The organism is Paenibacillus oenotherae, assembly GCF_019443105.1.
GTDB lineage: Bacteria > Bacillota > Bacilli > Paenibacillales > Paenibacillaceae > Paenibacillus_Z > Paenibacillus_Z oenotherae.
The window spans coordinates 17,015-31,973 of sequence record NZ_JAHZIJ010000018.1 but is presented as its reverse complement, the minus strand read 5'-3'; the positions used below and the strand labels follow the sequence as shown (position 1 = coordinate 31,973).

The 14,959-nt window shown below is 48.6% G+C and carries 16 protein-coding genes and 1 pseudogene; 1 reads left to right on the top strand and 16 read right to left on the bottom strand.

The window, feature by feature from the left end; translation table 11 throughout:
• Window positions 1-141: 141 nt before the first annotated feature.
• From K0T92_RS19685 to abc-f, 15 genes and pseudogenes are all read right to left on the bottom strand, one after another.
• Window positions 142-618, bottom strand: coding sequence for a hypothetical protein (locus K0T92_RS19685; RefSeq protein ID WP_219874193.1), 477 nt, complete (start codon window positions 616-618; stop codon window positions 142-144).
• A gap of 640 nt (window positions 619-1,258) precedes the next feature.
• On the bottom strand, window positions 1,259-2,020 hold the full coding sequence (gene hisA / locus K0T92_RS19680; RefSeq protein WP_219874192.1) for a phosphoribosylformimino-5-aminoimidazole carboxamide ribotide isomerase: 762 nt from the start codon (window positions 2,018-2,020) through the stop codon (window positions 1,259-1,261).
• A complete protein-coding gene (locus K0T92_RS19675; RefSeq protein WP_219874191.1) occupies window positions 1,998-2,741 on the bottom strand; it encodes a YjjG family noncanonical pyrimidine nucleotidase in 744 nt (247 codons plus the stop codon). The genes hisA and K0T92_RS19675 overlap by 23 nt, the downstream gene beginning before the upstream one ends.
• 21 nt (window positions 2,742-2,762) lie before the next feature.
• Window positions 2,763-3,221: a GNAT family N-acetyltransferase gene (locus K0T92_RS19670; protein WP_343223748.1), complete on the bottom strand. Its 459-nt coding sequence runs from the start codon at window positions 3,219-3,221 to the stop codon at window positions 2,763-2,765.
• A 1-nt stretch (window position 3,222) separates the two neighbouring features.
• The gene (locus K0T92_RS19665) at window positions 3,223-3,651 is read right to left on the bottom strand and encodes a VanZ family protein (protein ID WP_219874190.1); all 429 of its coding nucleotides are present in this window, start codon (window positions 3,649-3,651) and stop codon (window positions 3,223-3,225) included.
• Between the two features lie 33 nt (window positions 3,652-3,684).
• The gene (locus tag K0T92_RS19660; RefSeq protein WP_219874189.1) at window positions 3,685-4,695 is read right to left on the bottom strand and encodes a hypothetical protein; all 1,011 of its coding nucleotides are present in this window, start codon (window positions 4,693-4,695) and stop codon (window positions 3,685-3,687) included.
• Window positions 4,696-4,722: 27 nt separating this feature from the next.
• Entirely contained in the window at window positions 4,723-5,595 is an 873-nt protein-coding gene (locus tag K0T92_RS19655; protein ID WP_246628290.1) for an aminoglycoside adenylyltransferase domain-containing protein, read from the bottom strand.
• Window positions 5,596-5,670: 75 nt separating this feature from the next.
• Window positions 5,671-6,432, bottom strand: coding sequence for a GNAT family N-acetyltransferase (locus K0T92_RS19650; RefSeq protein ID WP_219874188.1), 762 nt, complete (start codon window positions 6,430-6,432; stop codon window positions 5,671-5,673).
• Window positions 6,433-6,495: 63 nt separating this feature from the next.
• Window positions 6,496-6,996, bottom strand: a complete 501-nt coding sequence (locus K0T92_RS19645) for a GNAT family N-acetyltransferase (RefSeq protein WP_246628289.1) — start codon at window positions 6,994-6,996, stop codon at window positions 6,496-6,498.
• A 36-nt stretch (window positions 6,997-7,032) separates the two neighbouring features.
• Complete coding sequence (locus tag K0T92_RS19640) at window positions 7,033-8,976, bottom strand: dihydroorotate dehydrogenase (RefSeq protein ID WP_219874187.1); 1,944 nt, start codon at window positions 8,974-8,976, stop codon at window positions 7,033-7,035.
• Window positions 8,977-9,197: 221 nt separating this feature from the next.
• Window positions 9,198-9,665 (bottom strand): GNAT family N-acetyltransferase, encoded by a 468-nt coding sequence (locus tag K0T92_RS19635; protein ID WP_219874186.1) that lies wholly within the window; start codon window positions 9,663-9,665, stop codon window positions 9,198-9,200.
• 152 nt (window positions 9,666-9,817) lie between these two features.
• Window positions 9,818-10,336 carry a hypothetical protein gene (locus K0T92_RS19630; RefSeq protein WP_219874185.1) on the bottom strand — a complete coding sequence of 173 codons (519 nt, stop codon included), beginning with the start codon at window positions 10,334-10,336 and terminating at the stop codon, window positions 9,818-9,820.
• Window positions 10,337-10,858: 522 nt separating this feature from the next.
• Window positions 10,859-11,194 (bottom strand): HIT domain-containing protein, encoded by a 336-nt coding sequence (locus K0T92_RS19625; protein WP_219874184.1) that lies wholly within the window; start codon window positions 11,192-11,194, stop codon window positions 10,859-10,861.
• Between the two features lie 81 nt (window positions 11,195-11,275).
• A pseudogene (locus tag K0T92_RS19620) lies at window positions 11,276-11,417 on the bottom strand (IS1595 family transposase); the annotation flags it as partial.
• Window positions 11,418-11,650: 233 nt separating this feature from the next.
• Window positions 11,651-13,363 carry a ribosomal protection-like ABC-F family protein gene (gene abc-f, locus K0T92_RS19615; protein ID WP_425517669.1) on the bottom strand — a complete coding sequence of 571 codons (1,713 nt, stop codon included), beginning with the start codon at window positions 13,361-13,363 and terminating at the stop codon, window positions 11,651-11,653.
• 450 nt (window positions 13,364-13,813) lie between these two features.
• Between abc-f and K0T92_RS19610 the strand changes: the two genes are divergently transcribed.
• On the top strand, window positions 13,814-14,431 hold the full coding sequence (locus K0T92_RS19610) for a TVP38/TMEM64 family protein (RefSeq protein WP_219874182.1): 618 nt from the start codon (window positions 13,814-13,816) through the stop codon (window positions 14,429-14,431).
• Here K0T92_RS19610 and K0T92_RS19605 read toward each other — a convergent pair.
• Window positions 14,405-14,881 (bottom strand): SRPBCC family protein, encoded by a 477-nt coding sequence (locus K0T92_RS19605; RefSeq protein ID WP_219874181.1) that lies wholly within the window; start codon window positions 14,879-14,881, stop codon window positions 14,405-14,407. The genes K0T92_RS19610 and K0T92_RS19605 overlap by 27 nt on opposite strands.
• Window positions 14,882-14,959: the final 78 nt, after the last annotated feature.

The following is a 14,959-nucleotide window of genomic DNA, read 5'->3' as shown; positions in this document are numbered from 1 at the left end:
CTTCATTGTAGGTTACATAAACCAAAAAAAATAGGACTAAAAAAATAGCCCTTTGACAAAGATTATATGAAAGCGGTTGTCATCTATAAAGCAGCCTGCCCACTCCATAATAGGTAATTTTAACTAGTTGTAATGCGACCTTTATCCCCCGCGAATGAAGAACCAATTACGGCCCAATCTATCCACCTCAACAAGGCGAGAACCGAATACTTCTCCCTCCGGAACTGTTCCATTACCCGTGTACACAAAGCCAGAGAAATGATCCAATGCACCTCTAAATGTAAAGAACAGCACCTGAAGGTCATCTCCTTCCCCTTCGACCACAATGTCTCCCCCACCCTTGGAAAGCTTCTCATATTGCTCCGGCAGATGTATAAGAGAAGGGTTATACGTTACATTGGGTTTCAATGCTCCACCACGAACCATTTCTATTACTTTAGACCTATCCTCTTTATCCCTCTCGAATTCGATTTTCAATGTGATTTGAGTAAAAGGAACCAGCCCCACCGGCATCAATACAAGCAGGCAAATACCGCCCGGAATAAGATTTTTTCTATTCTTTCTATTGATAATCGCATAGATTAGAACAGTCAGGGTACAGAGCGCGAATAGAAGCACAGCCCCGCCTTCTGATCACCGCTTCTTCCACCGTTACATGCCTCCCGATTAGTTGTAAAGGCTTATCGTCAGATCTCCAACCTCAATAATATGTATATCTTGTATATAAAAAAGCCACCAATAATGGCGGCCCAAACTGTTGAAATTTCCCCTTCCGAGGGTAGCGACTCCTGCTTTTAACCGAGAATTGCTGCACTTTCGCAAGTTTCCCTTTCACCACCAACCGGATGTTCGGTAGTCAGTCACTCCCGTACGTTAGGGGGCTAGTTGACGGGAAGTCCGCCGGACTTTCTCAAAAGCCTGCGAATAGGCTGGCTTTTTATCATTTCGGTCTGCTAAAGACCGAATGCCTGCCGAAGCGCAGGCTTCTCGCCAGGTTTTCCCTCTAGTGGCCCGGTCGGCCATATATTCCTGCGTAATCGCAGGCATTCTGCCTGCAATGGCTTCTTTTAGCGGAAATTGCTGCACTTTCGCAGGCTTCCCTCTCACCACCAACCGAATGTGTTGCAGTCAGTCACTCACATACGCTTGGAAGCTTAGTTAACGGAAGCGCTCCAACAGGCTTTCTCAACAGCCTAACCGCCATTCAAGGCAATTTCTGCGTGATTCGCGCATATCTGTACACATGCTGTTCGAAAGATTAATTCGTGCCGTTGCAGTAAGCAACGACTTCCCTATAGGGCAAGTCCCCGCCAAAAATATCAAGCGCACTGCCGATTGTAATATCCAGCTTGCCGACGGTCAGCCGATTGAACAGCTCCATGTCCGCAAGAGAACGCGCGCCCCCGGCATAGGTGGTCGGAATTTCCACCCAATTCGCCAGCCCTTCCACCAGGCTCTCAAGAATTCCTGTCCGCTTCCCTTCCACATCAACAGCATGGACAAGAAACTCGCTGCAATAGGATTCCAGCTCTCGCAGATTGGCTTCATTAACCTCGCAATCACTGAAGGTCCGCCATTGATTCGTAACGACGAACCATTTGCCATCCCGCTGCTTGCAGCTCAGATCGATAACCAGCCTCTCCTTGCCAACCTCCGAGACGATCCGGCGCAGATTGTCCATATCCAGCTTCCCATCCCGAAAAATATAGGAGGTGACGATGACCTGGGATGCTCCTCCCTCCAAATAGCGCGCGGCGTTGTCCGCATTGATGCCGCCGCCAATCTGCAGTCCGCCAGGGTACGCCTTCAGCGCGGACAACGCCGCTTCTTCATTCCCGCCGCCAAGCATGATGACATGCCCGCCCGTCAAGCCGTCCCGCCGGAACATCTCGGCATAATAAGCAGAGTCGTGCTGGGATACGAAGTTCTCCACCACATGCTGCGGATTCGCGTCTAACGTTTCTCCAACGATCTGCTTTACTTTTCCATGATGCAAATCAATACAAGGTCTGAATTTCATGCTGTTCTCCTCTTTCTTCATTATTCAGTGCCAGCAGCGCAATCAGCTGAGACAAGGATTGAATGCTATATTTCGGTCTAATTCCGTCTTCAGGGCGGCTTCCTCCGGGGTTGAAGTAGCAGAAATCAATCCCGGCGCCCAACGCACCGTGATAATCATCCTGCAGAGAATCGCCGACGAACAGCACCTCGTCATGGCGCAGGCCGAACGTATCCACCGCCCGGTCGAATATTTGCCGGTCCGGCTTCCAGAAGCCGATCTCGTCGGAGACGAACAAATGGTCAAAATAATGCTCCAGCCCGCCCGTCTTCAACCTGCTTCGCTGGGCCTCTCCGATTCCGTTGGAGATAATTCCCATTGGATAACGGCCATGCAGCCTGGCAAGCAAATGTTGTGTTCCTTCGATAACATGGCATGTCGAGCAGAACAACCGCCAGTACGTGCCCGCCATGTCCGTGGATGCGCTGTGATCCTGCCCCATCTGCAAGAGCGTATCGCGGAAGGAATAGTCCAGCACCTGCATAATGTTCAACTTGCGCTCATTGCGCTCCACCCAATACATCCAGTTGATGGGAGCAAACACTTCGCGAAATTGCTCCCATTGAAACCCTTCAAGCAGGTTCAGCTGATGATGCTCCAGCATACGGCGCAGCGACTCCTGCTCGCTGCAGCTGTAATCCAGCAAAGTATTATCCAGATCGAACAGAATGGCTTTATACAACGAGCCCACTTCCTTTCCGTCTTACAAATCCATCTGCAAACGAACCATATCCCGGCACTGCATGCCATTGTCATCATAGATCGGTTCTGAATAATGCCGGGTGAAGAAATCAAGATCGATACCAACAATGCGGAAACCGCATTTCTGATACAGCCCAAGCTGCATCAAGCTGGAATTGCCCGTGCCGACCTCGATCGTCTTGTAGCCAAGGCTTGCCGCAGTCACAATCGCATGAAGCGCCAGCTGCCTGCCGTACCCTTTGCCCTGCTCCTGTTCTGCAACTGCAATATTAACCAGTTCCATCGTCTGCGGCCTCGTAGGCAGCAGTGCGTACACGCCGATGATGTCCTGATCTCTCTCCATGACGAAGCATTGGCTTCGATCGATATAGCTTCTTACAACTTCCATCTCCGGGTCTGCCAATAGCAACAAATCAAACGGATGCTGTTCATCGCTCCGCAGCGCTCTTATGTATTCCACTTTATGCTCCCTCTGACCGTCCCAACAGGATACCTAGTCGATAAATAATATAACCCATAATAGCACCCAATGTATTCAATAGCACATCATCAATATCAAAGCTTCCGCGATGCAGTACAAGCTGAAGCAGCTCAAGCATGAATAAAGCGGCGATAAACAAAATCATGAACCGCATCAGCTTCAAGCGAAACAAATAAGGCAGCGCAATGCCGAACGGCACGAACACCGCTACATTCCCGACCATATTCACAAGCCAATTGCGCAAGCTGAAATGATCCGCGTACAGCACGTACATTTTCAGCGTCTGCAGTGGAATGATATTGTATTGATAGGCATCTATGCGGGTATGGCTGCGTCCGAATCCGATAAACATCCAATAGATGAGCAGTCCGGTGTATAGAATTGTAATGATGAATATTAATGGCTTCATGATGTTGTTCATGTACTCCTTCAAATTAGCAGCCTATTCCCTATTAAACTTCATGACCCGCTCAATCGTCCCTGTGGTTGTGTCATATATGGCCCTGCCAGATAACAGATTGCCTCTGCTATCATAGAATTGATAGGCGAATCTGAACCGGTCATTATCCAACCATCGATCCATCCATACGGCGGGATCAAAACGGTCGATTGACTCGGGATGAATGTCATAATTGTTGTCGGGGTCATCAATAATTGCTTCAATCAAGTTCGGCAGCCTCAGCTGATTGCCTGTTGAAGTGTCGAATATAGCGATGTTGCTCCATGTACGGCCGCCATAATCTGCTTCCAGCCATCTCCCGCTTGCTGACATCGACAGACGGAAGACAGAGCCATCCAGATTGCCCAGCAGCTTCGGACTATTCTCCTTGACCATCCACACTTTCCCATCATTGTATCGGCTCTCTCTATACTTGTAAAAGCCAGCTATACTTCCGTCCTGAGAGCGCACAAAGGAGCTGCCGCTATATCTATGGTCGATCAAGGCGACAGCAAAATTCGCCGCCTGCCGGACAACAAGCTGCTCGTCATTGCGCATGTCCCGAATAGCGGATATTGCCGCAGCATCAAGCAGAGCTGGATCATCAACCAGCTTATAGGTGCAATACCAGCGTATTTCGGCTATAGAGTGGTTAAGTCCTTCTAATAAGAAAGCTTGCGGCTTGTCCACCTCTTCCCACTCCAGCAGCATCATATCAAGCAGATGATAGTCCTCTGCGATTCCATCCCAATAACTCTTGATGACCTCCGCATCCACCTTGGCGGCAGCTTCTGGCACGGCCGTATTCACTTCCAGCTCATTCCCCATAGTTCCTTGCGGGGCTAGAATTTTATCGGAATGTATCGCCTGTATGGGCTCCTTGTCCTCTTGCATCGCAAGGGGCTGCTCTTCCCTGTTCTCAGTTGGCTCCTGCATACAAGAAACAGTGGCGCCTGCGAGAATAATTACCGTCCACCCTATTGCAGCTATCCGTCCTAATCGTTCGATTACCACTGTCCGTCCTCCGCCTAAGATTTGAAATTAGCCGCTACTTGCTGCCAATCCATTGCATTCTTCGATCATATACAGCATATATGCAAGCGCATCCGAGCGCCGCCTGCCGATAGAATGATAGATCGAGGGCTTGCCTCTTCGATAATGAATCGCTTCCTGAATAATGGAATGCCAGCGTGGATCGACATGCAGCAGCGCATACTCCCCGGCACCAGCCTTTGTCGTAATTCTATTCTCTCGAAATGTGTAATGGAGCCGCGAGATGCCAAGAACACCCCACTCCGCCGCCTCTCTGCCCAATAAAGCCAATCCTTTGGCCGTCCACAGCCTGGACGATTGTTGAATCCAGGAGTGCCAGTAGCTATTCAGATTATCCCTCATGCGCAGAAGCAGCTCATTCCAGTCCACCTCATATTCCAGCAAGGAAGGATCCGGCCCGATTATTCCAATGCCGCTTTCCTTCAGCTCAGCCCAAGTGACCAGATTGCACTCGAAATATCCGGATGCATACAAACGGTTATCGCAATAATAGGGATACGGCGCGATTTCGTGAGGCAGCTTGCCAAGCTGCTGCGGAGTGACATAAATACCGTTCATATTAGGCTTGCGGGATTTCGAAGCCACTGTACGATGAACCTCAGCAAGCAGCACCAGCTGCCCGCTATTCAGTTCACTTCTTATAACCGCTACAAAGTCAATATCACTCAGCGATAAAGAATAATCGCCTAATGCAATTGATCCATAAATATAGAAGCCTGCAAGCAGTCCGGGCAATGCTGTCTCCACCTGCTCCACGTAATCGTTCACAATAGAACGGATACAGGGATCCGGCAGCATCTCACTGCTGACTGGCAGATGGCGGTTCAGCTTGAATCCCGCCTCATTCCACATGTTCAACATGATCCCCTTCTAATTATAATGAGTTGGAGACGATATGCCTACTATAGCTATTCCGGCCACTCTGGCTGCTCTACGTCATGATGTCATATCCAGACCCTTCTTTTGCTTCACCCAATAACTATACCTATAAATCTCGCGAAATCCGATCTTTTTATACAGGTTTAGTGCAGGCAAGTTGCTCTGGACGACAAGCAGATAGCAGTCCCTAGCTCCGCTTCTCCGCCCCCATTGAAGCAGGTGGCGTACCAATTGCTCACCGAAGCCCTGATTGCGGCAGCCCGGGTCCGTAACGATATCGTATAGCCCGAGCAATCCCCGTTCGATGACACCAAGACCACATGCTACCGGCACGCCGCCGCTGTACAGCATTGCAAAGCCTTGCTCCAGCCTGGACCTGCTCAATAGCTGTCGGGCAATCGAAACAGCCCCTTCCGATAATCCCTGCATTCGTGCAACATTATCCAGCCATTCCCCGCTTGGCGATGATTCAATACGGCATTCCAGCTCCGGCTCGGGAAGCTGCTGCAGCGCCAACAATCGGACGCTGGAAGGCTCCACTTCCACATAGCCGAGCGAAGCCAATGTTCCGGCGAGCGCGGCCGGCTGAGCGAACGGAGTGATTTTGAATATCGTGTCGAGGCCAGCACCTTCATACAATTGCTCAACCTCTGTAATTTTTGCAGCGAGCTCCTCTTCCGGACAGGTTCCATAGATTGGACTGACTGAATTGGAGCGTTTCGTATAGCCATCAGCAAACCGCAGCAGCCAGCCGTCCTGTACGATTGTCTGCAAGGATGGCCAGCTGTTTAGGGCAATCTCTTCAATATGCTTGTACATGTATTCTTCCCCTTGATATCAGGTTTTGAATAAATATACATTAATTATTATTTTTATTCAATATTACACATCCAGAAGCTTCTGATACGTGACAATATCCAGCCACCGCCCGAATTTATAGCCAACCTCCCTGTAATGTGCAACCTGCTGGTAACCGTGCCTGGAGAAAATATGTACACTGGCATTGTTCTCCGCGCAGATCGAAGCAATCAGGGAGTGGAATCCCAGCTCTTTGGCAATGCCTTCAATAAACCGCAGCGCATGATCGCCAACACCTTTGCCCGTCTCCTCAGGGTTCAAGTAGATCGTGACCTCTCCCGTAAAACCGTAGGCAGCCTTCTTCTTATGCTGCGTGATAAGAACGTATCCCCTGTAGCGGTCATCCACACGAATAATAAAGGATCGATAGCGATTGGCGAGCGGTTCAATAACCCCTCTCATCTGCTCGGTTGTGAGAGGCTCCATATCGAACGAAACCGTCGTATGCATGACATAATAATTATAGGTCTGGCACACAGCATCCAAATAAGCTTCCGTATATTCATGAAACGAAATGTGATTCAAACAAGTTGCACCCCAATCATCAACTAATTCTACGTACTAATTTGTATGATCCGGAATTGCAGATGGCGAACGCATCAGATAAGGATAGAGCCATACCAGCCCCAGCACGAACAGCAGCAGAGCAATCAGCGGAGGCGTCAGATGCCACCAATCCATATAGCCGATCACGATATGGACACTGAAAGCAGCTATGAAAGGCGGCAAGCCGGCAGCGAGAAACGTCCACCAAAGCCAGCGTTCACCCTCTTGAATGCCCCATAAAGCGGTAGCGAGCAGCCCAAGCGCGACAGATAATAAAGCGCCTCCGAAGCCAGCCCGGTCATGTGCAATAAGCGGAATCAGATTCTCATTTGCTCCGTTCAATACGGAAGGAGTCGTCATTAGAAAGGCGAGATCTTCCGGCACAAAGACGTCTGTAATGCCTACTATCGAGATAATGATGCCGCCAAGGACAAGCGCGAAGCCTAGCGATACCATCATAAACTGGCCCCTCTGCGCCATTCGCCAAACCCGGTCATTGCGCATATTGGGCCGCTTGCGATACGGTTCATCCCTGCGGTCTCTCATCGATAGAACGAACATCGGCAGCAGCAGCGCAGCGACAGTAGCATGGAGCGGATCGAAATAACCGTAGCCCAGATAAAGGAAGAAGCTGCTAAAACCGAAAAGCCCTGAGGTCATCAGCGCCGTTCGGGCCCAATGCAGTCTTCGTCTCAGGCCATAACGTGCCAACTGGTAATAAAGAATCCCGATCGCGATCATCGTCCCGGCAAGCGTAATCCGGTCATGCGACATGAAGGGCAGCAGCCGGTCGTTCAACTGCTCCAGCATTTCGGGAGTGGCGCATAGAAAGGCGATATCATACGGCAGAACGACCGTTGTCGCTGCAATAATCCACGCAATCACGCCGCCGATGATCATCCCAAGCCCTAATAGACACATCCAGCCCCAACCCTGCCAGAAGCCCGGCTCCGACGTCGCTTCCTCACCTTTTACAAGCTCATGAAGCAGCGCTTCATTCACACGCTTGGGCAGACCTGGACCGGAGAAAACGAGACCGCTATGCAGCTGCACATAGTTAGCTCCCGCCCCGACCAGTGCAAGAGCATCCTCAGGCTCATGAACGCCGCCAGCAGCAATGATAGTTGCCGCTTCTCCACATATACTGCGGGCGCAGGAGGCCAACCGGATGGAATACGGCAACGTCTCTTGCCCGATCTCATAGCCCCATTCTCCCCTCATCGCATCTCCGATAACGATGCCATCATAGCCCTTGCCCGCTCCACTCAGCGTGCGAAGAAGTGATGTCAGCCGTTCCTCCTGCATATCCAGAGGCAAATATATTAACAGCGGCTTGGCGGGAGCGATCTCCCTCGCCGTATCCAGCAGTGAGGCCATATGATCCAGCTCAGCTTCTGCAGACCAGTCCGAATCGGTACAATCGAGATAAAATCCGGCAGCAAATGGCATTAAAGCCTGCAGCATACGCTTATTCTCGGTCAGCGCCTCCGTTGGAGTACGCCCCGGCATATGGCGCAGGCGTGCAAAGATTGGAAGCGAGTGCCCCTGCTTCCCTTGTAGTCGTTTCACGATAGCGTCAAGGCCGTCATTCGATTCTATTAGTTCGCTAATGAGCATCTCACGCGCAGCATCGCGGACTACTGGCTTCTCAGCGATTGGTTCCGTTGTTACGGGACCGATCTCAATGAATCCGAAGCCGAATTGCGCGAGGGCCGCATGTGCTGTCCCATGCGGGTCGAGGCCGCCGCTTAAGCCTACCGGATATTTGAACGTGATCCCTATCCGTTTCTGCTCCAGCAGAGGTGATACTTCCATATGCCCCAGGGTGCGGATAACGAGCGAACCACCAGGAATTCTGCTCAGCCCACCCATAGCTTGAAGTGTCGCATTTCTCGCAATCCTGGGAGGCAGACGGAATAATAGTGGCCGAAATAACGTTTGGTAGGACCAGTCAGGCATCTCATTGCCTCCTTACGAACAGTGCCATTGAACGAACGGCCGCTTTGTTGGGGGAATTCCCTGCCCCATTTGGTTGTTCATTCTCCCGTTCAGCTAATAGTGCATTTTGTATATTCTAATTATAGCACTATTGGAAGCTCTAACGAATCCTATCCTTATTTCCAAAAAAACGGCGCATCCCGAATTCCTCCGAAATACGCCGCCAGCTTCAGACTATTCAATTAGGGCTGCGGCAATCTTTTCTCAAAACAGAGACTTGAGGGACAATCCGCATATTCTCCGAATCTGTCAATCTCGTAGAAACCATTCTTTTTATAGAAATGAACCGCTTCGAATTGCGGAGCCCCTGTCTCCAGCTTCAGGATGCTGTAGTTCAGTTCCTTGGCCGCATCCTCAACGAAGTCCAGAATCCGCTGGGCGATTCCTTGCTTTCGAACAGAACGATCCACGTAGAACCGCTTCAGCTCCGTGCTCTCATGATCCAACGGGCGGATTCCGCCGCAGCCTACTGCCTTCCCGTTATGATAAGCAACCACGAATACCGCTTCCTCGATCTTCGGATCCTCCACATCAATTCCGAATATCTCCTCGCCCGGATAACGCTCCAACAGCTCTTCATCCAGCTTCCCAATCAAATAAGCCAAATCAGCATGCTTCGCAGATACTTTCGCCAACACTATCTCATTCATCTTTGTAAAAGCCTCCAATATGTTATATGTGAGATAATCTTACATTATTGTGTTGGGAATGTATAGTTGGGATGTTGATGCCAGTGCAGTAACTTACGACTTTGGAATACTTTAACCACAACTACTATTACGTTGGGTTTTGTCCCTTGAGTTTAGCCTATAGCTGCTTTTAACTCCATTATTTCTTTCAATTCATTTGAATAATTACATTTGGCATTAAATGTATCACTCATACAAGCGAAAAACTGTTCTGCCCCGTCGAGTAGCGCAAGTAAAAAATCATCTCTGGGCAGTACAATTTTAACAATCTCGCTGCCAGTAACTGAGAATAACAATAAATGTTCAGATACCTTTTGAAGCCTCAGTTCTACTGGTTGATCCGGAAAATATGTACTCCCTTCTCCTATTCGCATGAAATCCCTTATTACATTCACAATATATGCCCATAAATGGGCTACTAAATCCCATAATCTAAAACCGACCAATTCCTTGTCGCAGTACTTAATTATTATCGCACCATCCAGATACATAAAATCTAGCTGATTATAAATCCCGTTCAATGCCACCAAATCAGTCATTTCCACGAAATACTTTTCAGGAAGTTTCACAACATCATCCAGATCAGTGATGTTCCTTTGGGGATATTTCAAAAAGGACTTGATTTGAAACATTCTATCACCTCAAAAGTATACTCAATAACCTATTCCATTAATGATACCTCGGACCTTTTTTTAACTGCATCCAATAAGTTAATAAGAAACAAATTCTTATTAGTAAAACCTAAATAATATTCATAGTCTTCCTTATCAATGGACGAATAATATTCCTGATGAAATATAACATTGGAATATTGTTCGGAATTTTCACCCTTCTTGATAACAATACATTTAAATAAATATCAATCTGAATCGCTTTAATCGTATCTTCTTTTTGATTACTTTCGGCGATGTCTGATTTGACTCATCCCAATGAGGTGTAGATTCCACCCATGGCAATACTCACGCAGAATTCACAAAAACACATCTCTCTGAGACGAACTCCTGTGTACTCACGTCAAATAAATCCATATTTCTTTCGCACAGTCTATGTTAAATTCTAATGTTGATATTTGACCATAAGAAAACCGCCTTGGTGAAAAAAGGCGGTTTATTGAGCTAACGTTCCCAGTTAGTCAGAAAGCAAAGCAATTACGTTTAGCGTAATGGTTCGCCGTAGAAGACATGAAAATGAAGATGTTTTGAGTCTTGGTACTTCCCTAAATTAGTCAGCACTCTGCAAGCTCCATACTCAGATTGCACTTGTGATGCCACCTTTTTAACAACATCCATCAACTCAATTAAGAGTTCATTGTCGCATTGTTCCAGTGTTAGAAGTGACGAGATGTGCTTCTTTGGAATCGTAACAATGTGAACGGGGTAAAAAGGGCGAGTATGATGATATGCAAGAACGTTATCACTCTCAAATACTTTCTGTACAGAAGTATGACCACTTAATACCTCGTCGCAATAAAAATCCTCAGACAATACCATCCCTCCATATCTTGTTCTCCTTTATTTTAGCATAAGTTATATTCTGTCAGCACCCTGTCCGTAAGCTTAACAAGAATAAACGCCAGGTTTACGTGGCTTACGTTCGGCATTATTCCGCTTTCCCTTTTTCCGAGTAGAGAAAGTAGTAGGTCTCGTCTATTTCAACAATACCTTGAAATGCTCCGGTTGGAATCTGCTTTAGAGCGGCAAGAATCTTATGCCTCCTTTCAATGGATTTTGGACTGATGATTGTAAAACGAAATCAGTTTGATCCATTTATATTTTTTCTCCAATATGAATATCAAGCATTTTAATATCATTACTCTGAAAATCCTCCCACGTAACAAATAATAAGATTCATAGACAATTAGCAGCAACATGCATATATAAAAAAAGTGGAAGTCTAGCGCATGTTTCCATGTCTAGACTTCCACTTGTGCTGCCGCGTTTCTCAGCTTAACTCTTTCTTCTCAATTCATCCAGCAGCTGCTGGAACCTCGCTTCCAACTCTTCCCGTTTATCCTCTTTTCTTAGCGTAGATAAACGCGAAACGACCTCTGTCAGCTCATGCTCCAGAATAAGCCGTCTGCCTGCGACTTCCCTCTCTTCCTGCATCGCTGCTGCAGACGATACGCGGCTGCTATCAGTCCTGTTACTGGCAGTTCCTTCCACCAGGCCAGCCTCGGCACCTTCTGTCCACGACCAGTGACCCTTTTCCAGACTCAAGGTATGCGTAGCAATAGTCCGGATCAACCTCCGGTCATGCGAAGCGATGAGGATCGTCCCAGGATAAGCCCTCAATGCCTCCTCCAATTGCTCCCGCGCAAAAATATCCAAGTAATTCGTTGGTTCATCCAGCAGCAACGTGTTGTAAGAACCAAGGAACAGCATAGCAAGGGCCGCCTTCACTCGCTCTCCGCCGCTTAAATCACGGATCCGCTTGTGCACGTCCTCTCCCTTGAACAACGTTCTCGCCAGAACGGTACGCACATGCGACTGTTCATAATGGGTAGCCGCCAGCACATTGTGGATCACAGAGCTGTCATCATCAAAGAGCGACAGATCCTGGCGGAAATATCCGACTTTACAGCTGGGCGACAGCTTAACCCCATGGGCCCCGCTTGCTATCATCTTTAGTAATGTCGTCTTGCCGGATCCGTTGGCTCCCATAATGGCCACTCGCATCCCCGGCCTTATCTTGATATTAATATCGGCAATAAGCTTTCTGTCACCGTAACCCGCACTTACATGTTCAAGCTGAATAATATGTTTGCTGCGGCAAGGCTGGTGGGCGTTGACATCGAACAACGGTACTTCGCTCGTTCGCGGCTTCTCCTTCACCTCCAGCTTCTCGATGCGCCGCTCTATCGACTTAGCGAATTTGTCCAGCTTTGCTTGCTTCGTGCCCCTCTGATCTTGACCCCGTTTGGCCTCCATAGGGTTCATATGAGATGGGTTCAACTTACGGGATCTCGCATTTTGCTTCAACTCATGCAGCGAATGCTCCAGTCTGGCTTTCTCCGAAGCATACTGCTCATATTCGAACTGCCTTCTGGCCAGTCTAGCCGCCTTCTCATCTTGATAGGCAGTGTAGTTGCCGTGATAGAGCGTCAGCTGTCCTTCATCAATCTCCATAATAGAGGTGCAGACCGCATCCAACAGATCCCGATCATGCGAGACAAGTACAACCGCCCCCTTATACGACCTGAATGCCTGCTGGAGCAAGGCAATCCCCTCTTGGTCCAGATGGCTCGTAGGTTCATCTGCCAGGATCAGACCGACTTCTCGTCCGAACAGAGCGGCGATACGTTGTCTGGTCTTCTCGCCTCCGCTCCCGTGCGCTTCAATATCCGCAGCAGATTGGCGGGCCTTCCAGCGTTTCGCCATTTTCAGTTCATTACGCGTGTCAGTGGCATCCCCTTCAAAGGGATCCATCTGCTCGCCTCCGCGTCTTCCAGTCATCTGCAGCATCTCCGAATGAGAGACCAGATGCTTCACATAGCCCTGATGAGGCTCCAGCCTCCCGGCAAGCACCGCTAGCAGCGTTGATTTGCCCGCGCCATTCGTGCCAACGACACCAACTCGCTCACCTGCTTCAACCTGCCACCTGTCCTGCTGTCGGAACAATAATCGATCCCCTATATATACTTGCAATTGCTCTGCTATCATATACGTTTCCGTCATACAATCAAGCCTCCCCAGTTCGTAGAAATCAATCGATCTGAAGAGGACTGCGAGTCCAGCACAAAAAAGAGGCACAGACGTCCACTAATAGAAATATGAACTCGTAATCCTACTCCAGAAACAACACATCGCAAACATACCATCCTCGGAATCGGGAATGGCGTTCTCGTCCTGTGCACAAATAACCTCAGTCTTTCGGCTATTCACTGTTTCGTAAGGGTAAGATGACTACTTCATATTCCTCCGGCACCTGTTCCTCTCTCATACGCTCATTTGTTCATTCCATAAATTACATTTTTAGTATAATATGTTCTGAACCTTTTATCAATAGCTGCTTCTCTCTTCCACCATATAGCAGTGAATATCATTGTGAAGTACAATGATTAAGGGACATTCCTGCCCTTTCACTTACCACTCTAGCAGAAGGAGAACCTCATGAAGCTGTGGCATTCCATTATCATCTACACTCTATCGGTCGCTTTATTGTTGCTATATAAGGATGAGCTGCTGGAATGGCTTGTGACGGGCCAGCCTCATCCTCTGCTCATTTTTCTATTCGCGCTGTGCCTGATTATTTTCCCCATCATCCCGTATAAAATCGTCATCGTCGCTCTCGGCCTCATGTACGGCCCTTTGCTTGGAGCCTTCCTCAGCTGGAGCGCAGCTTCAATCGGCTCTGTATTCATTTATCTGTGGGTGCGCAAATATGCCCGCAATCGAGGCAGAACGTACCTGTCCCGGTACAAGCAGTTGGAGAAAATGGCTGTGATGATGGAGCGGAGTCCATTTCTGGCGATTTTTCTGGCGAGACTGGTTCCTTTCTTCCCTCAGACGCTTGTCAATATTTATCCTGCTTTTCTGTCCATTCGAACCGCTACATACGCCATAGCATCTGCACTTGGCAAAATCCCGATCATGCTCGTTATTTCTTATCTTGGCAGCAATCTGTTGTCCAGTACCGCTAACGCAATCCTTGTCATCGGATTATATGCCGTTTTCTTGGGCTTGGTGTATGCGGTCTATCGGCTATGGCTGCGCGAGCGGCTTGTATGATTGTTCAATCAACAGCTTCAGCTGCCGATTACGATCATGAATGAAGCGGGCCATATACCGTTTCAATACAAGACGCTCCACAAGCCGTCCGATCATTCCGAATGGCGCCTCAAACGCCAGTTCATCCCTCATAATCGTCACATCCTGCCTGGCAGTAAACTCCCGCGAGTGCTTCAGCCTCTTAAAGGCTCCGGATACCATCTCATCCACAAAATAAAGCGGCCTCTTATAAGCAGTAACTCTTGAGGTTAGCCGCTGCCGGACCAACAAATGCGTTGCCTCGAATGTAACCTCTTCCCCAGCCTCAATCATCCCGCTCGTTCTTCCGGCGACTGCGCGTTCTCTCGTATGCTTCCATACCGTTCTCGTATGGATATCAATATCTCTGGCATAATCGAAGCATATTTCGATCGGCGCTTCAATCTCAATTTCAGACCGGATAATTATCATAGATACACCTCAACACTTCAATTTCCACTGAACGTCCAACCTCCTGAATCGGTGTCCTGCTTGTTCGCAATCAGCTGC

What these genes read in the sequence shown, in the direction of transcription:
- hisA (WP_219874192.1), bottom strand. Translation starts at nt 2,020, where the DNA reads ATGAAATTCAGACCTTGTATTGATTTGCATCATGGAAAAGTAAAGCAG.
- K0T92_RS19665 (WP_219874190.1), bottom strand. Translation starts at nt 3,651, where the DNA reads ATGAAGCCATTAATATTCATCATTACAATTCTATACACCGGACTGCTC.
- K0T92_RS19655 (WP_246628290.1), bottom strand. Translation starts at nt 5,595, where the DNA reads ATGTTGAACATGTGGAATGAGGCGGGATTCAAGCTGAACCGCCATCTG.
- K0T92_RS19650 (WP_219874188.1), bottom strand. Translation starts at nt 6,432, where the DNA reads ATGTACAAGCATATTGAAGAGATTGCCCTAAACAGCTGGCCATCCTTG.
- K0T92_RS19640 (WP_219874187.1), bottom strand. Translation starts at nt 8,976, where the DNA reads ATGCCTGACTGGTCCTACCAAACGTTATTTCGGCCACTATTATTCCGT.
- K0T92_RS19635 (WP_219874186.1), bottom strand. Translation starts at nt 9,665, where the DNA reads ATGAATGAGATAGTGTTGGCGAAAGTATCTGCGAAGCATGCTGATTTG.
- K0T92_RS19630 (WP_219874185.1), bottom strand. Translation starts at nt 10,336, where the DNA reads ATGTTTCAAATCAAGTCCTTTTTGAAATATCCCCAAAGGAACATCACT.
- K0T92_RS19625 (WP_219874184.1), bottom strand. Translation starts at nt 11,194, where the DNA reads ATGGTATTGTCTGAGGATTTTTATTGCGACGAGGTATTAAGTGGTCAT.
- abc-f (WP_425517669.1), bottom strand. Translation starts at nt 13,363, where the DNA reads ATGATAGCAGAGCAATTGCAAGTATATATAGGGGATCGATTATTGTTC.
- K0T92_RS19610 (WP_219874182.1), top strand. Translation starts at nt 13,814, where the DNA reads ATGAAGCTGTGGCATTCCATTATCATCTACACTCTATCGGTCGCTTTA.
- K0T92_RS19605 (WP_219874181.1), bottom strand. Translation starts at nt 14,881, where the DNA reads ATGATAATTATCCGGTCTGAAATTGAGATTGAAGCGCCGATCGAAATA.